Source organism: Bacteroides fragilis NCTC 9343 (assembly GCF_000025985.1).
Taxonomy (GTDB): domain Bacteria; phylum Bacteroidota; class Bacteroidia; order Bacteroidales; family Bacteroidaceae; genus Bacteroides; species Bacteroides fragilis.
The window spans coordinates 2,896,382-2,915,708 of the sequence record NC_003228.3 but is presented as its reverse complement, the minus strand read 5'-3'; the positions used below and the strand labels follow the sequence as shown (position 1 = coordinate 2,915,708).

General features: G+C 39.1%; 15 protein-coding genes. 13 read left to right on the top strand and 2 right to left on the bottom strand.

The features are described 5' to 3' along the window. The first annotated feature begins 72 nt into the window (after positions 1-72). From BF9343_RS11905 to BF9343_RS11850, 12 genes are all read left to right on the top strand, one after another. On the top strand, positions 73-363 hold the full coding sequence (locus BF9343_RS11905) for an HU family DNA-binding protein (protein WP_005787931.1): 291 nt from the start codon (positions 73-75) through the stop codon (positions 361-363). After that, positions 356-1,807: an HU family DNA-binding protein gene (locus BF9343_RS11900; RefSeq protein WP_005787929.1), complete on the top strand. Its 1,452-nt coding sequence runs from the start codon at positions 356-358 to the stop codon at positions 1,805-1,807. The genes BF9343_RS11905 and BF9343_RS11900 overlap by 8 nt, the downstream gene beginning before the upstream one ends. Positions 1,808-2,050: 243 nt before the next feature. Beyond that, the gene (locus tag BF9343_RS11895; protein WP_005787927.1) at positions 2,051-3,046 is read left to right on the top strand and encodes an AAA family ATPase; all 996 of its coding nucleotides are present in this window, start codon (positions 2,051-2,053) and stop codon (positions 3,044-3,046) included. Between the two features lie 56 nt (positions 3,047-3,102). Next, the gene (locus BF9343_RS11890; protein WP_005793731.1) at positions 3,103-3,972 is read left to right on the top strand and encodes a DUF58 domain-containing protein; all 870 of its coding nucleotides are present in this window, start codon (positions 3,103-3,105) and stop codon (positions 3,970-3,972) included. Between the two features lie 8 nt (positions 3,973-3,980). Continuing rightward, positions 3,981-5,054 (top strand): hypothetical protein, encoded by a 1,074-nt coding sequence (locus BF9343_RS11885; protein ID WP_005787923.1) that lies wholly within the window; start codon positions 3,981-3,983, stop codon positions 5,052-5,054. Positions 5,055-5,105: 51 nt separating this feature from the next. After that, positions 5,106-6,089 (top strand): vWA domain-containing protein, encoded by a 984-nt coding sequence (locus BF9343_RS11880; protein ID WP_005787921.1) that lies wholly within the window; start codon positions 5,106-5,108, stop codon positions 6,087-6,089. Positions 6,090-6,102: 13 nt separating this feature from the next. After that, positions 6,103-7,128 (top strand): VWA domain-containing protein, encoded by a 1,026-nt coding sequence (locus BF9343_RS11875; protein ID WP_010993034.1) that lies wholly within the window; start codon positions 6,103-6,105, stop codon positions 7,126-7,128. 8 nt (positions 7,129-7,136) lie between these two features. Next, on the top strand, positions 7,137-7,847 hold the full coding sequence (locus BF9343_RS11870) for a tetratricopeptide repeat protein (RefSeq protein ID WP_005803588.1): 711 nt from the start codon (positions 7,137-7,139) through the stop codon (positions 7,845-7,847). A 35-nt stretch (positions 7,848-7,882) separates the two neighbouring features. Beyond that, the gene (locus BF9343_RS11865; protein ID WP_005787906.1) at positions 7,883-9,706 is read left to right on the top strand and encodes a BatD family protein; all 1,824 of its coding nucleotides are present in this window, start codon (positions 7,883-7,885) and stop codon (positions 9,704-9,706) included. 18 nt (positions 9,707-9,724) lie between these two features. Further along, the gene (locus tag BF9343_RS11860; RefSeq protein ID WP_010993032.1) at positions 9,725-10,561 is read left to right on the top strand and encodes a tetratricopeptide repeat protein; all 837 of its coding nucleotides are present in this window, start codon (positions 9,725-9,727) and stop codon (positions 10,559-10,561) included. Between the two features lie 210 nt (positions 10,562-10,771). Continuing rightward, on the top strand, positions 10,772-11,056 hold the full coding sequence (locus BF9343_RS11855) for a hypothetical protein (protein WP_005787898.1): 285 nt from the start codon (positions 10,772-10,774) through the stop codon (positions 11,054-11,056). A gap of 78 nt (positions 11,057-11,134) precedes the next feature. Continuing rightward, positions 11,135-12,256 (top strand): universal stress protein, encoded by a 1,122-nt coding sequence (locus tag BF9343_RS11850; RefSeq protein WP_005787896.1) that lies wholly within the window; start codon positions 11,135-11,137, stop codon positions 12,254-12,256. Positions 12,257-12,605: 349 nt separating this feature from the next. On the opposite strand, the gene BF9343_RS11845 is transcribed toward BF9343_RS11850, so the two are convergent. Together BF9343_RS11845 and gyrA are read right to left on the bottom strand one after the other, a co-directional pair. Next, positions 12,606-13,817, bottom strand: a complete 1,212-nt coding sequence (locus BF9343_RS11845; RefSeq protein WP_005787888.1) for a tetratricopeptide repeat protein — start codon at positions 13,815-13,817, stop codon at positions 12,606-12,608. Positions 13,818-13,849: 32 nt separating this feature from the next. Then, positions 13,850-16,387 carry a DNA gyrase subunit A gene (gene gyrA, locus BF9343_RS11840; protein WP_005787886.1) on the bottom strand — a complete coding sequence of 846 codons (2,538 nt, stop codon included), beginning with the start codon at positions 16,385-16,387 and terminating at the stop codon, positions 13,850-13,852. 391 nt (positions 16,388-16,778) lie between these two features. On the opposite strand from gyrA, the gene BF9343_RS11835 reads away from it, so the two are divergent. Beyond that, on the top strand, positions 16,779-19,313 hold the full coding sequence (locus BF9343_RS11835) for an ATP-dependent Clp protease ATP-binding subunit (RefSeq protein ID WP_005787884.1): 2,535 nt from the start codon (positions 16,779-16,781) through the stop codon (positions 19,311-19,313). Positions 19,314-19,327: the final 14 nt, after the last annotated feature.

Sequence of the window (19,327 nt, the reverse complement as noted above, 5' to 3'; positions counted from 1 at the left end):
ATATTTCCTGAAGAATTTGTTTTTTGATCTGGATTGATTAATATAGCAACATATTTTTAAAATTGTAGGATTTTGAATAATAAAGAATTTACTTCTGAACTTTCTCGCAGATTGGGGTATAATACAAAATATACTTCTGAACTGATAACATCTCTGCTGTCTGATATTACTCAGGAATTGCAGGAAAGCAATGCTATAGGAATACAGGGATTTGGTACTTTTGAGGTAAAAAAGAAAGCAGAACGTATTGTCATCAATCCCGTCACTAAGTTGCGACTGTTGGTTCCACCCAAGTTAGTACTGGCGTTTAAGCCGAGTCCTATATTAAAAGATAAGTTTAAAGAAACATTTCCGTATGAATGAAAAGTTGACTATACAATATCTTGTTGAACTACTGGTTAACAGACATGAGGTTTCTCAAGAAGATGCTGATGTTTTCGTCCGGGAGTTTTTCTTATTGATAGAACAAGCTTTGGACGCTGATCAATATGTGAAAATCAAAGGATTGGGTACATTCAAATTGATAGGGGTCAATAGTCGTGAAAGTGTAAATGTCAATACGGGTGAACGTATTAAAATAGAGGGACATACTAAGATTTCTTTTACTCCTGACCCTTCTTTAAGAGATATCATAAATAGACCTTTTTCACATTTCGAAACAGTAGTGCTGAATGAGAATACAGTCTTGGAAGATACGCCAATAGAGGAATTGGAGGAAGAATCAGGGAATATATCCGAAACAACTGAGCCTCCGTTAATAACAGAGACTATAGAGAGAGAGGAAGCAAAAGCAGAGGAGAAGGTGGTTGAAACAGAGGCGAATGGGAAAGTAGAACCGGAAACCTCAAAAGGGCAGGATGTTGTGTCGTCAGATGTGGAAGTTGCAGAAGACGTTTCGGAAGTTATGAAGGAATCCGAAAGGACAGAGGTTGTAGATGATATTGACATACTTGAAACTGTTGAAGATGTTAGCATACATAAAGGTAGTGAAGCTGTAGTAGAAGGTTCATCCATTGCTGAGGTTCGAGAAGAGGGTGGATTGGATAAAGTAGTGGAAAATTCTGAAGAGCCAATCCAGTTCACTGGAGATACAGGGCAAGAAACTACAGATAATTTAAAAAAGGTGATAGAAGACGAAGGTTCTCCTAGATTGACTGCCGAAGAAATTATAGCACGGGAGATTCAAAAAGCAGAAGTATCGACTATCCCTGTAAAAAAGGAAAAGCGCCCAAAGAAGGAAGTTAAACCGGAAAACCAAAAATCTCCTGTTCCTTACTTAATAGTAATTATAGTAGTTGTTATGTCGCTTTGCGGTGCAGCATTAGTTTTTATTTATTATCCGGATTTGTTTTCTAAAAAAGAATCGGAACAGTCAATAACCACAGAGACTGTAGAGAAAAAAGAACCGATACGGGAAATTCCATTGGATACTGTTGCAAAAGCGGATACTATTGTCAAGGTGGTAGCAAAGACTCCGAATCAACAGGAGATAAAACAGATGTCTGAGCGTGTCAATGTGTCGGAGAAAGTAGATAAAACTTCAGAAAGTGAATCGGTATCCCGGGAAAAGAGCACTAAAACAGTGTCAATCCCAGTCAAGCCGGATTCAGTGAATTATACAATTACCGGTACTAAGGCGACTTATACAATTAAAGAAGGTGAAACTCTGACTAGGGTATCTCTACGGTTTTATGGTACAAAAGATTTATGGCCCTATATCGTTAAACATAATCGGGGAGTGATTAAGAATCCGAATAATGTACCGTATGGTACTGTACTTAAAATACCGGAATTGGTTAAAAAATGACAGTCTAATGTGATCACCCGGGTGTATACAAGTTTATACATTCGGGTGTTGTGTTTATGTTATACAAATACAAAAGCGTATGAAAGTACCTTAATCTAAAGACTTCGCATTGTTTTTTAATAAAAATTAGTTGGAATGGTTAAAGATATAGTGTACTTTTGGAATCGAAATTAAAAAGCCTTACAACATAGGCTTTGCTCATATTATTAAAAAGAAAATTAAACAATAAAATAATTAGTATTTATGGCTGAATCAATTGACATCCGCGAATTGAACGAGCGGATTGAAAGACAGAGTGCTTTCGTTACCAATCTTACAACAGGCATGGACCAAATCATTGTGGGTCAGAAACATTTGGTAGAGTCACTGTTAATCGGACTACTTTCTGATGGACACGTGCTGCTTGAAGGTGTACCGGGTTTGGCAAAAACTTTGGCCATTAAGACATTGGCCTCGTTGATCGATGCAAAATACAGCCGCATACAGTTTACGCCTGACTTATTGCCAGCTGACGTTGTCGGTACGATGGTTTACAGTCAGAAGGATGAAAGTTTCCAAGTGAAGAAAGGTCCGATTTTTGCTAATTTTGTATTGGCTGATGAAATAAACCGTGCTCCCGCTAAAGTTCAAAGTGCTTTGCTTGAAGCAATGCAGGAACGTCAAGTAACTATTGGTAAAGAAACATTCTTGTTACCTGAACCGTTCCTTGTTTTGGCTACTCAGAACCCGATAGAACAGGAAGGTACATATCCGCTTCCGGAAGCTCAGGTAGACCGTTTTATGTTAAAGGTGATTATTGATTATCCGAAACAGGAAGAGGAGAAATTAATTATTCGCCAAAATATCAATGGAGAGAAATTTAATGTGAAGCCTATCTTGAAGGCTGAAGAGATTATCGAGGCACGTAAAGTGGTTCGTCAAGTTTATTTAGACGAGAAGATTGAACGTTATATTGTAGATATCGTGTTTGCTACACGTTATCCGGAAAAATATGATTTGAAAGAATTGAAAGATATGATTGGATTCGGTGGGTCACCTCGTGCCTCTATTAATTTAGCTTTGGCTGCACGTACATATGCGTTTATCAAACGTCGTGGCTATGTGATTCCAGAAGATGTACGTGCTGTTGCGCATGATGTACTTCGTCATCGTATCGGATTGACATATGAAGCGGAGGCTAGCAATGTGACTTCTGATGAAATTGTCAGCAAAATATTGAATAAGGTAGAAGTGCCTTAATTTTAGTTGAGAATGAACAATCCTCAATTACCAATTTTCAATTCTCAATTAAATAGATGGAAACAAGTGAAATTCTAAAAAAAGTTCGTCGGATTGAAATAAAGACGCGTGGACTGTCTAACAATATCTTTGCAGGCCAGTATCATTCAGCTTTTAAAGGTAGGGGTATGGCTTTTTCCGAGGTGCGCGAATATCAGTTTGGCGATGATATCCGTGACATTGACTGGAATGTGACAGCGCGTTTCAATAAACCTTTTGTGAAGGTGTTTGAAGAAGAACGCGAGTTGACGGTAATGTTGATGGTAGATGTTTCCGGCAGTTTGGAATTTGGCACTGTAAAACAGCTGAAGAAGGATATGGTGACAGAAATTGCGGCCACTCTTGCATTTTCTGCTATCCAGAACAATGATAAAATCGGAGTTATTTTCTTCTCAGACAGAATAGAAAAGTTTATTCCTCCTAAAAAAGGACGTAAGCATATTCTATATATCATTCGTGAATTGATTGATTTTAAGCCCGATAGTCGTCGGACCAACATACGTCTTGCTTTGGAATATTTGACGAATGTAATGAAAAGACGTTGTACCGCTTTTATTCTGTCTGACTTTATCGATCAGGAAAGTTTTAAGAATGCAATGACCATAGCGAATAGGAAACATGATGTAGTTGCCATTCAAGTATATGACAGGCGAGTTGCCGAGTTGCCGGCAGTAGGTCTGATGCGGATTAAAGATGCGGAAACCGGACATGAACAATGGATCGACACATCTTCGGCTGGAGTACGTAGGGCACATCATGAATGGTGGGTGAATAAACAAACTGAGTTAGATGAAACGTTTACCAAAAGTAATGTCGATTCTGTTTCGGTACGTACTGATCAGGATTATGTCAAAGCATTACTGAATTTGTTTGCTAAACGAAATTAACGGGAAAGATGAATAAATATATATTGCTGATAGTATTGTTATTTCTGGTTTCTGGCAGAATTGCTGCACAGTCAGTGACTGTGGATGCCAAAATAGACTCTTTGCAAATTCTGATAGGAGAACAGGCGAAAGTGCAATTACAAGTAGCGATGGATGCGAAGCAGAGGGCTGTTTTTCCGTCATTTACAGATACATTGGTACGTGGTGTGGAAATTGTGGATATTGCTAAACCCGATACACAATATTTGAATGATCGCCAGAGAATGCTGATTACTCAAGAATATACGGTAACTTCTTTTGATTCGGCATTATATTATATTCCTCCTATGGGAGTAAAGATTGATAATAAAGAGTATAAATCAAAGGCGTTGGCATTGAAGGTATATTCAATGCCTGTAGATACGTTACATCCTGATCAATTTTTTGGTCAGAAGACTGTCATGAAAGCTCCCTTTGCCTGGGAGGATTGGTATGGTTTGATTGCTTGCTCTTTTCTGGCATTACCATTGCTCGGATTGCTTATTTATCTGATCATCCGTATCCGTGATAATAAGCCTATTATTCGTAAAGTGAAAGTTGAACCTAAGTTGCCTCCGCATCAATTGGCAATGAAAGAGATTGAGCGAATAAAGACTGAGAAAATTTGGCAAAAAGGACAATCGAAGGAGTATTATACTGAATTGACAGATGCTCTTCGTACATATATTAAAAATAGATTTGGCTTTAATGCATTGGAGATGACTTCATCCGAAATAATAGATAAACTGCTGGAATTTAATGATAAAGAAGCTATATCAGATTTGAAATATTTATTCCAGACAGCTGATTTAGTAAAGTTTGCCAAGCATGATCCGCAGATGAATGAGAATGATGCGAATTTGATCAATGCAATTGACTTTATAAATGAAACGAAACAATTGGAAGAAGAGAATCAGAAGCCGCAACCTACTGAAATCACGATAATAGAGAAACGATCTTTACGTACGAAGATATTGCTGATCTGTGGTATCGTATTCCTGTCGGCAGCTCTTATTGCGACCTTCGTCTATATTGGGTTGCAACTCTATAATCTATTTGGATAATAGATTTTGACTTTTATTGTTTAAAATAAGAAATAGTAAATTATAAATAGAATGGTTTTTGCCAATATTGAATATTTGTTTTTGCTGCTGTTGCTTGTGCCATATATTGTATGGTACATAATGAAGCGGAAAAAGACTGAGCCGACTCTTCAGATTTCTGATGCACGAGTATATGCGCATGCCCCTAAAAGTTACAAGAATTATCTGCTTCATGTACCGTTTGGTCTGCGTATCATCACTCTAATATTGATTATTTTGGTTTTGGCACGTCCCCAAACAACAAACAGCTGGCAGAACAGCGAAATTGAAGGTATTGATATTATGTTGGCTATTGATGTGTCGACCAGTATGTTGGCAGAAGATTTGAAACCCAACAGGTTGGAAGCTGCCAAAGATGTGGCTGCGGAATTCATCAACGGTCGCCCGAATGATAACATAGGAATTACACTGTTTGCCGGTGAAAGTTTTACTCAGTGTCCTTTGACAGTAGATCATGCTGTATTACTTAACTTATTTCAGGGGATACAGTGCGATATTATTGAAGATGGAACAGCAGTTGGTATGGGAATTGCCAATGCAGTAACCAGGTTGAAAGATAGTAAAGCAAAATCAAAAGTGATTATTTTGTTGACGGATGGTACCAATAATAAAGGAGATATTTCTCCATTGACCGCTGCTGAAATTGCGAAGAGTTTTGGTATACGTGTTTATACTATTGGTGTGGGAACAAACGGTATGGCTCCATATCCGGTACGGGTTGGTGGTACAACACAGTATATTAATACTCCGGTAGAGATTGATGAGAAGACTCTTACTCAAATAGCAGGTACTACGGATGGGAACTATTTTCGTGCTACCAGTAATTCGAAGCTGAAAGAGGTTTATGAAGAGATTGATAAATTGGAAAAAACAAAGTTGAATGTGAAAGAGTACAGTAAACGTCAGGAAGAATATCGTTGGTTTGCGTTAGCTGCATTCTTATGTATATTGCTTGAGGTACTGTTACGGAACTCAATATTGAAGAAGATACCATAAAATTGATAAAAAGATGTTTCGATTTGAAGAACCTGCATATTTATATTTGTTGCTGCTGCTACCATTGCTGGCAGCCTTCTACCTTTATTCTAATTATAGAAAGAGGAAGGCTATTCGTAAATTCGGAGATCCGGTGTTGATGGCACAATTGATGCCTGATGTATCTAAATATCGTCCGGATGTAAAATTCTGGTTGTTATTTACTGCCATAGGTCTATTTGCTGTACTATTGGCTCGTCCGCAATTCGGCTCTAAATTGGAGACAGTAAAGCGCAAAGGGGTGGAGGTTATGATTGCATTGGATATTTCAAATTCTATGCTTGCCCAAGATGTTCAGCCCAGTCGTTTAGAAAAAGCTAAACGGCTTATATCTAAATTGGTAGATGGTATGGAGAATGACAAGGTAGGAATGATTGTCTTTGCAGGAGATGCCTTTACTCAGTTACCTATAACAAGCGATTATATTTCTGCTAAAATGTTTTTGGAATCAATCAGTCCTTCGTTGATATCTAAACAGGGTACAGCTATCGGTGCTGCTATCAATCTTGCTGCCCGTAGTTTTACTCCGCAAGAAGGAGTGGGACGTGCTATTGTGGTGATTACCGATGGTGAAAATCATGAAGGGGGAGCTGTTGAAGCTGCCAAAGAGGCGGCTAAGAAGGGAATTCAGGTGAATGTATTGGGAGTAGGCTTACCCGATGGAGCTCCCATTCCGATTGAGGGCAGTAACGACTTTCGTCGTGACCGTGAAGGGAATGTAATTGTGACTCGTCTGAATGAGGCAATGTGTCAAGAGATAGCAAAGGAAGGAAATGGTATTTATATTCGTGTAGATAATTCTAATTCTGCTCAGAAAGCTATTAATCAAGAGATTAATAAAATGGCTAAATCGGATGTTGAATCTAAGGTTTATACAGATTACAATGAACAGTTCCAAGTGATTGCATGGATGATATTGCTCTTGTTATTGGTGGAAATGTTGATTCTGGACCGCAAAAATCCATTGTTTAAGAACATCAGGTTGTTTTCTAATAAGTAGTAATGTATATGTCAAGAAATAAGTATATATTGTTTGCTCTGTTGCTATCGCTTTCTGCGGGTGCGTTTGCACAAAAAGCCGAGCGTGATTATATCCGTAAAGGTAATCGTCTGTTTAAAGACAGTGTTTTTGTGGATGCTGAAGTTAATTACCGTAAAGCATTAGAGGCAAATCCTAAGTCTACTATTTCCATGTACAACTTGGGTAATACGTTGTCGCAGCAGCAAAAGTTCAAAGATGCGATGGAACAATACGTTGCGGCAACCAGTATAGAAAAAGATAAAGCTAAACTGGGACAAATTTATCATAATATGGGAGTGTTATTCCAGTCTGGTAAAGATTATCAAAAAGCGGTTGAAGCTTATAAGATGTCTTTGAGAAATAATCCGAAAGACGATGAAACCCGCTATAATCTGGCATTAGCTCAAAAGTTGCTGAAGGATCAACAGCAAAATCAGCAGAATCAAGATCAGAATCAGGATCAGAATAAAGATGATCAACAAAAGCAACAAGATAAAAAAGATCAGAATAAGCAGAATGATCAAAATAAAGATCAACAACAGCAACAACCTCCTAAATCAGAGAAAAATGATAACGAAATGTCTAAGGAGAATGCGGAACAGCTGCTCAATTCTGTGATGCAAGATGAAAAAGGGGTTCAGGATAAAGTGAAAAAGCAACAGACTCTTCAAGGAAGACGTCTGGAAAAAGACTGGTAATAATAAAATAATTGATGATAAAAACTTCAGATGAAATGAGAAAATTGATTTTCTTATTGATTGCACTGGTAGCCATGACTACGCAAGCGCAGGCTGACGGAAAGGTAGTGTTTACTGCATCTGCCCCCGATGCTGTAGTAGTAGGTGACCAGTTCAGGTTATCGTATACGGTAAATACGATAAAAGTACGAGATTTTCGTGTGCCTTCTATTAAAGGATTTGAGGTGTTAATGGGACCTAACCGTTCACAACGTATGCAATCGATTAATGGGGTTACTAATAATAGTATTACCTTTACTTATATCTTAATGGCTACGGCTGAAGGAGAGTATTCTATTCCAGGTGCAACGATTACGGCTGACGGGAATCAGATGGTTTCTAATTCGGTAAAAATTAAAGTTCTTCCTCCGGATAAAACCGGGAATACGGCAGATGGCAAAGGAACTGCATCGTCTGGCAATCAAAGTGGAACGTCTTCCTCTGTTTCTAACCAAGACTTACTTATAACTGCGACGGCCAATAAAACGAATGTATATGAGCAGGAAGCCTTTCTATTAACTTTTAAGATTTACACAAGAGAGTCTCAACTTCGCTTTGAGAATGTGAAGCTTCCTGATTTTAAGGGATTTCATTCACAAGAAATAGAGATGCCTGCTAATGCAAAATGGTCACAGGAACATTATAAGGGAAAGAACTATTTTACGACAGTGTATCGTCAATTTGTATTGTTCCCACAGCAGTCTGGAAAACTGACTATTGAGCCTGCACGTTTTGATGCTACCATTGCTAAAGCTGTACAATCTGATGATCCGTTTGATGCTTTCTTTAATGGTGGAAGCAATTATGTGAATGTAAGTAAGGTGATTGTAACTCCTAAGATTACGGTTAATGTGAATCCGTTACCGACAGGTAAACCTGCCAATTTCTCCGGAGGAGTAGGGGAGTTTAGTATCACTTCTTCCATTAATTCTAAAGAAGTGAAAACGAATGATGCTATCACAATAAAGTTAGTGATTTCGGGAACCGGTAATTTAAAATTAATTGCAAATCCGGAAATAAAATTCCCGGAAGATTTTGATGTATATGATCCAAAGGTGGATAGCAAAGTTCGTTTGACTCAAGAAGGACTTTCCGGTAATAAAGTTATTGAATATCTTGCTATTCCGAGACATGCAGGAGTTTATAAAATACCAGGAGTATCCTTCAGTTATTTTGATATCAAGTCGAAATCCTATAAAACACTGAATACCGAAGATTATGAGGTTAAGGTGGAAAAAGGAGCAGGAAATGCAGATCAGGTTATTGCCAACTTTACTAATAAAGAAGATCTGAAAGTATTGGGTGAAGATATTCGCTATATAAAACTAAATGATGTGAAGCTTCAGCCAAAAGATAATCTTTTGTTTGGCTCTTTACTTTATTGGCTATTCTACATTGTTCCCGCCGTGGTGTTTATTGTCTTCTTTATAGTTTATCGCAAACAGGCTGCCGAGAATGCCAATGTAGCCAAGATGCGTACAAAGAAAGCCAATAAAGTGGCTACTAAACGAATGAAGTTAGCTGGTAAATTGCTTGCGGAGAATAGCAAGGAGGCATTTTATGATGAAGTACTTAAAGCTCTATGGGGATATATCAGTGATAAACTTAATATTCCGGTTTCTCGTTTGTCTAAAGATAATGTAGAAGAGAAACTTAGAAATTATGGAGTCAGTGACGAATTAATAAAGGATTTCCTGAATGCTCTGAATGAATGTGAGTTTGCACGTTTTGCTCCAGGAGATGAGAGTCAGGCTATGGATAAAGTTTATTCATCGTCATTGGAAGTTATGAGTAAGATGGAAAATTCAATAAAACGCTAATTTAGAGAAGAATAAGTCATGAAAAAAATATTGTTTATTGCTTTGGGTTTGTTAATGGCAGTAACTTCTTTCGGGCAGGATTCGTTAATAACAGATTCTACTCAGATGATACAGGGAGATACTGTCAGTATCCATAATGCAGAGTTTTCCGGTTCCAAATTAGAAGATGCCACAAAAGCTGAGGGAGATAGTGCATATATCAGAAATGACTTTGCGTCTGCAATCCAGATTTATGAATCACTTTTGCGTAAAGGTGAGTCGGCCGATGTATATTATAATCTTGGTAATAGCTATTATAAAATAAATGAGATAGCAAAAGCCATTTTAAACTATGAAAAGGCCTTGTTGCTTCAGCCCGGTAATGGAGATATTCGTGCCAATTTGGAGATAGCTCGTGGTAAGACTGTAGATAAAGTAGAAGTTGTTCCTGAGATATTCTTTGTTACATGGACAAAGGCATTAATTAATAGTATGAGCGTGGATTCATGGGCCATATGGGGGATTGTGAGTTTCTTGCTGCTAATTGTCTCTTTATATTTCTTTATTTTCTCGAAACAAGTGGTGTTGAAGAAAGTTGGTTTTATTGCAGGCATTATCTTTTTGATAGTTGTTGTAATGGCAAATGTTTTTGCTTCTAAGCAGAAAGAAGAGTTGTTGAACAGGGATACTGCGATAATAATGAGTCCGAGCGTAACGGTTAGAAGTACACCTAGCGAAAATGGTACCAGCCTATTTATTCTTCATGAAGGGCACAAGGTTAACATTAAAGATGATTCAATGAAAGACTGGAAAGAAATCCGCCTTGAAGATGGAAAAGTGGGATGGGTGCCGGTTGGTTCAATTGAGATTATTTAAGAATAGAATCTATAAATATTTCATCAAAGTCCGCCCTCAATAATCTAAGATTTATTGGAGGCGGACTTTATTGTATTATAACAAGTTATCGTTGATTTAGATTGTTTTAGCGAAAAAAGAGAAGCTTTTGTTTTGTTTTATCTTTTTTTTTCCTTAAGTTTATAGCGTGATAATAAAGTCACATAGTATTAACCATTAAATTTATGAGACATGAGAACAATAACATTTAATGAACTCCGTAAAATTAAAGATTCATTGCCTAGCGGTAGCATGCATAGAATAGCAGACGAACTCAATTTAAACGTCGATACAGTGAGAAACTTCTTTGGTGGTCATAATTTTAAGGAAGGGAAAAGTGTCGGAATACATCTTGAGCCTGGTCCGGATGGTGGATTGGTTATGATTGATGATACCACTGTGCTCGATCGGGCATTAAGAATATTGGATGAATTAAATATGAGTAAAGAAGAAGCTACCGAATCTGTGCAGGTTTAAATAAGAGATAAAGTCAGAATCCCAATTGGCAAAACAATTGGGATTTCTTATTTGTTGAATTCAATAAATAAACGAATTATGGAAGAGAAATTAGTAACTTTAGCTATTCTGACTTATACAAAAGCTCAGATATTGAAGAATGTTCTTGAGAATGAGGGTATAGAGACGTACATTCACAATGTAAACCAGATACAGCCGGTTGTTTCATCCGGTGTGCGTTTACGTATTAAAGAAAGTGATTTGCCGCGTGCATTGAAGATTACCGAGAGTTCTGCCTGGCTTGCTGAAAGTATAGTAGGAGAGAAGACCCCTAAAGTGGAGCATCGCACTAAGAAGGTCCTTATTCCGGTTGATTTCTCTAACTATTCAATGAAAGCTTGTGAATTTGGTTTCAATTTTGCCAAATCTTTTGATGCGGAGGTTATCTTGCTACATGTCTACTTTACACCAATTTATGCTTCATCATTGCCATATGGAGATGTATTTAACTATCAGATTAGTGATGAAGAGACTGTGAAGAATGTATTGCATAAAGTACATGATGATCTGAATACTCTGTCGGAGAAGATTAAGCAAAAAGTAGCATCCGGAGAGTTTCCTGATGTCAAATATACGTGTGTCTTGCGCGAAGGTATCCCGGAAGAAGAAATACTCAGATATAATAAAGAACATCGTCCCAGAATCATTATAATGGGTACTCGAGGTAAGAATCAGAAGGATATTGATCTTATTGGTAGTGTAACTGCCGAGATAATTGAACGTAGTCATACTACAGTGCTGGCTATTCCCGAAAATACTCCTTTCAATCGTTTCAATGAAGTGAAACGGATTGCCTTTATGACGAACTTTGACCAACGTGATTTGATTGCTTTCGATTCATTTATCAATGGACTTAGCCCATTTCATTTTTCTGTTTCTCTTATTCATTTATCGGATGTAAAAGATACATGGAATGAAATAAAATTAGCTGGTATTAAGGATTATTTCCAAAAGCAATATCCGGATCTTGAGATTCATTATGATGTGGTGATGAGTAATGATTTTCTGAATAGTTTGGATAATTACATTAAAACAAATCAGATTGACATTATCACATTAACTTCTTATAAACGGAATATATTTTCCCGTTTGTTCAATCCCGGTATTGCTCGTAAGATGATCTTCCATTCAGATACACCGTTGTTAGTTATTAACGGATGATCAGACACCTAAAAAAATAAGCTTTAAATTAATGGAATAATCAACATTATGTTTAATAAGAAAGAGGCAATTTACTTATATATAGTAAATTGCCTCTTTTATTTAATCCCTATTTCCATCTTGCTAATTTTGCCTTCTTTAGCTCTTAAAAAAATAAGAACCTGCATCCTGACAGGTTTTAGTCATTTCATTCACCATAAAACGAATAAGAAATAGATTTCACCTATTTCTCTTTTTGTGTTACGCTATTGTTCAGGATCAGATCAAGCAAAAAAAAGAGGCTGCCCAATTTCTCGAATCAGGCAACCCCTTTCACAAAAATCTTTGCGAAAAAAGATCTATTTGATCATTACATCATTTTCTCGATTTCTTCGAATTCCGGTCCCATATTCAAGTTGTAATATACCCGGTAAAGACCTTGTAACCACAAATCTTTCTGATCAGGTTTCAGCTCTCTTGCTTTTTCGTAATACGGTTTAGCAGCTTCGTAGAATTTCTTGATCTCAGCTTGTGCTGTTGCATAATTCGGGTCATTGATATCTGCCGGTGCTTTGTCAGCATATTCTTGTGCTTGTAACAGGTATACCAAACCTAAATTTGAGCATGCTTCTGCATATGCAGGATCTATGTCGAGAGTCTTTTTATAGAACTCAATTGCTTTCTCATAATCTTTCATATTATGATACAGATATGCCTTCACATACAGATATAATTTGTTATTCGGATCTTTAGCCAACATATCATCAGCAAACTGCATTGCTTTATCATTTTGGTTGGAGCTGCTATAGTAGTCAACCAGATTTGCGAAGAAATATTGATTTTCAGGGAACTTAACAATACCTTCCTGCAATTTTTCTACCCATTTAGCAGTATCACCTTTAGCTTTGTAAGCATCTGTCAACAATTGCATTGCAAATTGGCCATTTTCTTTGTCTTTCAGAGCATATTGAGCATATTTCATGACAGCATCTTTGTCACCTACTCTATCTGCAGCCAAAGTGGCATAATATGCTACCTGTGGCAAAATGGTGTCTTTTTCCAGCAAGTTTTCTTTTTCCATCATAGGCAGTGTAGCTGCATCTACATAAGCTGCAAAATATTTTAATGCGTCTTCGTTCTTATTTAAATTGAAGTATTGAATACCACCATTAATCAAGTTAGGACGTTCTGCCAGAATTGTTTTTGAGTTGGCGCTTCTGTATTTGTTTTTAATTTTACCCTTTTCATTAGGAATCTGTGCCAGTTCGTCACATTTAACATAATAATTGTACATATTCAGTACGCTATTGTATACTTTCAATGTATCATAAGGTTTTCTCAGATAAGCATTTTCCATCTCCTTTTCGTTGATTCTTTTCTGAATATAACCTGCTACGTCCCAAGTTGCCGCATTATCCTTTGTTTCAGGGTTAGTTAATGCTTCGTTAATCAGTTGTTCAGCTTTTGCGAAGTCAGGTTTTACTTCTCCGGCAATGCTTTTCGCTTCTTTTACATTTTTCTCCTGAGCGAATGCAAAACTTACTGCCATCAGTAAAACCATTGAAAATAATACTCTTTTCATGATTGTTGTTTGATTAATTATTAATATTATGTCTATTCTTCTGTTTCATTTACCGGTGTATTCGTTTCCGGATCGCTTGGAATATTTCCTTCTCTTTCTTCTTCCGGAACTTCATCTTCCAGGCTTTCGGATGTAACTTTACATACAGAACCGATCTGGTCGTTACGTTTTTCAAGATTGATCAGACGGACTCCTTGAGTTGCACGGCCCATGATGCGGACATCAGCTACTTTCAGACGAATTGTAATACCCGATTTATTAATGATCATCAGGTCGTTTTCGTCTGTTACAGACTTGATTGTAACCAGTTTACCTGTTTTTTCGGTAATATTCATGGTCTTCACACCTTTGCCGCCACGGTTTGTTTTACGATAATCTTCAATATCAGAACGTTTACCATAGCCTTGTTCGGAGACAACCATTACGGACTCTGTCTCGAGATCCTTAATGCAAATCATGCCTATTACTTCATCCTGTCCGTCGTCATCCAGTGTGATACCACGAACTCCGGTAGCTGTACGGCCCATTACGCGAACTGCTGCTTCATGGAAACGTATTGCGCGTCCGTTACGGTTGGCTATGATGATTTCGTTGTTTCCGTTGGTCATACGCACTTCTATTACTCGGTCGTCTTCACGTATAGTAATTGCATTGACACCATTCTGGCGCGGGCGTGAGTATTGTTCCAAAGATGTTTTCTTTATAACGCCATTCTTGGTACAGAACAGTACATAATGACTGTTAATATATTCCTGGTCATTCAAACTCTTCACACGCAAATATGCATTAACAGCATCGTCCGAGTCAATGTTCAGCAAGTTCTGGATAGCACGGCCCTTAGAGTTCTTTGTTCCTTCAGGTATTTCATATACCTTCAGCCAGTAACATTTACCCTTTTGAGTAAAGAACATCATCGTGTTGTGCATTGTTGCCGGGTAGATGTGCTCAACAAAGTCTTCATCACGGGTTTCAGTACCCTTCGAGCCTACTCCACCGCGGTTTTGAGCACGGAATTCTGTCAATGGTGTACGTTTGATATATCCCATGTGTGAGATGGTGATAATCATCTGATCATCCGCATAAAAGTCTTCCGGATTGAATTCTTCTGATGAATAAACGATTTCAGAACGGCGTTCGTCACCATATTTAGCTCTTACTTCCAGCAATTCGTCTTTGATTACTTTACGGCATACTTCATCATCGGCCAGGATACTTTCCAAATATGCTATCTGCTTCATAACCTCCTCGTATTCAGCATGGAGCTGATCTTGCATCAGACCTGTTAATTGGCGCAGGCGCATTTCAACGATGGCGCGTGCCTGAATTTCGCTCAGGTTGAAGCGTTCCATCAGTCCGGAGATTGCATCGTTTGGTGTTTTGGCGGCGCGGATGATACGAATTACTTCGTCAATATTATCCGAAGCGATAATCAGACCTTCCAAGATGTGTGCACGTTCTTTGGCCTTACGCAGGTCAAATTGAGTACGACGAATTACCACATCGTGTCTATGTTCTACGAAGTAAACAATCAAGTCGCGTAAATTCAGCATTTTAGGGCGTCCGTTGACCAGTGCAACGTTATTTACACCGAATGACGTCTGCAAGGCTGTCATTTTATAGAGCTTGTTCAGCACTACACTTGCATTTGCATCCCGTTTGATATCAATAACGATGCGCATACCTTCACGGTCGGACTCGTCGTTGGCATTTGATATGCCTTCTATTCTTTTTTCATTGACAAGATCAGCAATTGCTTTAATCAATTCTGCCTTATTCACGTTGTAGGGAATCTCTGTAACGACGATCTTATCATGTGTCTGTCCGGATTCGATTTCTGCTTTCGCGCGCATAACCACGCGTCCGCGTCCCGTAAGATAGGCTTCACGTACGCCGCTTATGCCATATATATATCCTCCTGTAGGGAAGTCGGGCGCTTTTACATATTCCATCAGTTCCTCTACGGTCACATCTTTATTGTCAAGATATGCTTCGCAGGCATCGATGACTTCAGACAGATTATGGGGCGGCATGTTGGTTGCCATACCTACAGCAATACCGGAAGCACCGTTAACCAGCAAATTCGGAATACGTGTCGGCATCACTTTGGGTTCCATCAGCGTATTATCGAAGTTAGGTTCGAAATCTACAGTCTCTTTGTAGAGGTCCTGCATCATTTCTTCACCTAATTTGTTCAGACGTGCTTCAGTGTAACGCATGGCAGCAGGACTGTCGCCGTCTACAGAACCGAAGTTACCTTGCCCGTCTACCAGCGGATAGCGCATTGCCCATTCCTGAGCCATACGTACCATCGCAAAATATACAGAAGAGTCTCCGTGCGGGTGATACTTACCAAGTACTTCACCTACGATTCTGGCTGATTTCTTATAGGGTTTGTCTGACGTATTTCCCAGTTCCATCATTCCGTAGAGAATTCTGCGGTGAACGGGCTTAAATCCATCTCTAACATCGGGAAGGGCACGTGAAACGATGACCGACATGGAGTAGTCAATGTACGATGACTTCATTTCCTCCTCGATGTTAATCTTTATAATTCTGTCTTGTTCAAGCATTTAAAAAGATTATTAATTATACATTTGCGGTTTATCAAAAACCACGCTAAAGTACTACTTTTCCTTGATATACGAAAACTTTAACGAAGAAAGTTTTTTGCTTTTTGTAAGAGTGCCCTACCCTTATTCTTTAGGTCTGTGACACCCGGGTCTCGTACCCTCCGACACCCGGGTGTCAGACATCACGACATCCGGGTGTCGGAGGTGCTTTTATCAGTATCTAATGTTTTTTTCTATACTTAATTGTTTTATTATATTATAATGTATAAGAACAAAGGAAATAATGGCACGACATTTGTTATATAATAAATAAAGCAAATGAAGCGCATGCAAACAATATGAAATGCGTATATTTGCCAGTGAATAACCTCTTAGAAGAAGGAAGATAAGTATGAATAATCAATTCTCACAAAAAGTTTCCGATATTATCGTATATAGCAAAGAAGAGGCAAATCGCCTGAAAAGTAGCTATATAGGGCCTGAGCATTTATTGCTTGGTATGCTTCGCGATGGTGAGGGAAAAGCAATCGAGATATTGTCTAAACTCAAAACAAACCTGACCGACATAAAGAAGCAGATTGAGGCCATACTGAAAGAGCATGCAGACGACATGCTGTTGCCTGATGCCGATGTTCCATTGTCAAATGGAGCTGCAAAGATATTGAAACTATGTATTTTAGAAGCACGAGTGATGAAAAGTCAAGTTGCAGATACGGAACATGTACTGCTGGCCATCCTTAAAGATAAGGATAATCTGGCAGCAACGGTTCTTGAAGCGAATCATGTGAATTACCAGCAGGTATTCGAACAATTGTCCTTACAGCCGGATATCAGTGCCGGCATGGGATTTACAGAAGATGATGATGACGAAGAAGAGATGAATCAATCCCGTTCGTCCCATGGATCCGGTGAACGTCAGCAACAGGCGCAGACTGCCTCCAGGAAGCCGACTAATGATACTCCGGTGCTTGATAATTTTGGTACTGATATGACTAAGGCCGCCGAGGAAGGCCGTCTTGACCCTGTGGTGGGACGTGAGCGGGAAATCGAGCGCCTGGCACAGATATTAAGTCGCCGTAAGAAGAATAACCCCATTTTGATCGGTGAACCGGGAGTCGGAAAATCGGCCATAGTGGAAGGTCTGGCACTTCGTATTATACAGAAAAAGGTGTCCCGTATTCTGTTTGATAAGCGTGTGGTTGCACTCGATATGACTGCGGTTGTTGCCGGTACCAAGTACCGCGGACAATTTGAGGAACGCATTCGTTCCATCTTGAACGAATTGCAGAAGAATCCGAATGTGATTCTGTTCATTGACGAGATACATACCATTGTAGGTGCCGGATCGGCAGCCGGATCAATGGATGCTGCCAACATGTTGAAACCGGCATTGGCACGTGGAGAGATTCAGTGTATCGGTGCCACTACCCTTGACGAATATCGGAAGAATATCGAAAAAGACGGGGCGTTGGAGCGTCGTTTCCAGAAGGTAATGGTAGAGCCTACTACAGCTGACGAAACGTTGCAGATTCTTCGTAATATTAAGGATAAATATGAAGATCATCACAACGTAAATTATACGGATGCGGCATTGGAAGCTTGTGTCAAGTTGACAGACCGTTATATAACCGACCGTAACTTCCCGGATAAAGCTATTGATGCACTCGATGAAGCCGGTTCGCGTGTACATCTTACCAATGTGAGTGTACCCAAGGAAATAGAAGATCAGGAGAAGTTGATCGAAGAAGCTAAAAATAACAAGAACGAGGCTGTCAAATCACAGAATTTCGAACTTGCTGCCAGTTTTCGCGATAAGGAAAAAGAACTTGCTGTCCAGTTGGATGTGATGAAGAAAGACTGGGAGGAACGTTTGAAGGATAATCGTGAGACGGTGGATGAGGAAGAAATCGCAAATGTCGTATCAATGATGTCCGGCATTCCGGTACAGCGTATGGCACAGGCGGAAGGCATCAAGTTGGCAGGCATGAAAGAAGACCTGCAATCGAAGGTGATAGCTCAGGACGATGCTATCAAAAAGCTGGTCAAGGCCATTCTGCGCAGCCGTGTCGGACTGAAAGATCCGAATAAACCGATTGGTACATTTATGTTCCTAGGCCCTACCGGTGTTGGTAAAACTCATCTGGCCAAGGAATTGGCTAAATATATGTTTGGCTCTTCGGATGCATTGATCCGTATCGATATGAGTGAGTTTATGGAGAAATTCACAGTCTCACGCTTGGTTGGAGCGCCTCCGGGATACGTAGGATACGAGGAAGGCGGACAATTGACAGAGAAAGTACGCCGTAAACCCTATTCTATCGTATTGCTTGACGAAATAGAAAAGGCGCATCCCGATGTGTTCAATCTGCTTCTCCAGGTGATGGACGAAGGTCGGCTGACTGACAGTTATGGCAGAATGGTTGACTTCAAGAATACTGTTATTATCATGACATCGAATATCGGAACCCGCCAGTTGAAAGAGTTTGGGCGTGGAGTCGGTTTTGCCACTCAAAGCCGTCTTGACGATAAAGAATTCTCTCGCAGCGTGATTCAGAAGGCTCTGAATAAATCGTTTGCACCCGAATTTATAAATCGTGTTGACGAAATCATCACCTTTGACCAGTTGTCATTAGAAGCTATAACGAAGATTATCGATATTGAGTTGAAAGGACTGTATAACAGAATCGAATCTATCGGCTATAAACTGGTCATTGAAGACAAGGCTAAACAGTTTGTCGCTTCAAAAGGCTATGATGTCCAGTACGGTGCACGTCCGCTGAAGCGTGCCATCCAGACCTATCTGGAAGACGGCTTATCGGAACTTATCATTTCGGCTGATCTGAATGAAGGAGATACGATCACTGTCTCTTTAAATGAAGAAAAGGGTGAGTTGGAAATGAAGAATGAAGCCAAAACGGCTGAATAATCCGACTGTTTCTT

What these genes read in the sequence shown, in the direction of transcription:
- BF9343_RS11860 (WP_010993032.1), top strand. Translation starts at nt 9,725, where the DNA reads ATGAAAAAAATATTGTTTATTGCTTTGGGTTTGTTAATGGCAGTAACT.
- BF9343_RS11845 (WP_005787888.1), bottom strand. Translation starts at nt 13,817, where the DNA reads ATGAAAAGAGTATTATTTTCAATGGTTTTACTGATGGCAGTAAGTTTT.
- BF9343_RS11865 (WP_005787906.1), top strand. Translation starts at nt 7,883, where the DNA reads ATGAGAAAATTGATTTTCTTATTGATTGCACTGGTAGCCATGACTACG.
- BF9343_RS11895 (WP_005787927.1), top strand. Translation starts at nt 2,051, where the DNA reads ATGGCTGAATCAATTGACATCCGCGAATTGAACGAGCGGATTGAAAGA.
- BF9343_RS11850 (WP_005787896.1), top strand. Translation starts at nt 11,135, where the DNA reads ATGGAAGAGAAATTAGTAACTTTAGCTATTCTGACTTATACAAAAGCT.
- BF9343_RS11880 (WP_005787921.1), top strand. Translation starts at nt 5,106, where the DNA reads ATGGTTTTTGCCAATATTGAATATTTGTTTTTGCTGCTGTTGCTTGTG.
- gyrA (WP_005787886.1), bottom strand. Translation starts at nt 16,387, where the DNA reads ATGCTTGAACAAGACAGAATTATAAAGATTAACATCGAGGAGGAAATG.
- BF9343_RS11835 (WP_005787884.1), top strand. Translation starts at nt 16,779, where the DNA reads ATGAATAATCAATTCTCACAAAAAGTTTCCGATATTATCGTATATAGC.
- BF9343_RS11885 (WP_005787923.1), top strand. Translation starts at nt 3,981, where the DNA reads ATGAATAAATATATATTGCTGATAGTATTGTTATTTCTGGTTTCTGGC.
- BF9343_RS11900 (WP_005787929.1), top strand. Translation starts at nt 356, where the DNA reads ATGAATGAAAAGTTGACTATACAATATCTTGTTGAACTACTGGTTAAC.
- BF9343_RS11875 (WP_010993034.1), top strand. Translation starts at nt 6,103, where the DNA reads ATGTTTCGATTTGAAGAACCTGCATATTTATATTTGTTGCTGCTGCTA.
- BF9343_RS11890 (WP_005793731.1), top strand. Translation starts at nt 3,103, where the DNA reads ATGGAAACAAGTGAAATTCTAAAAAAAGTTCGTCGGATTGAAATAAAG.
- BF9343_RS11870 (WP_005803588.1), top strand. Translation starts at nt 7,137, where the DNA reads ATGTCAAGAAATAAGTATATATTGTTTGCTCTGTTGCTATCGCTTTCT.
- BF9343_RS11855 (WP_005787898.1), top strand. Translation starts at nt 10,772, where the DNA reads ATGAGAACAATAACATTTAATGAACTCCGTAAAATTAAAGATTCATTG.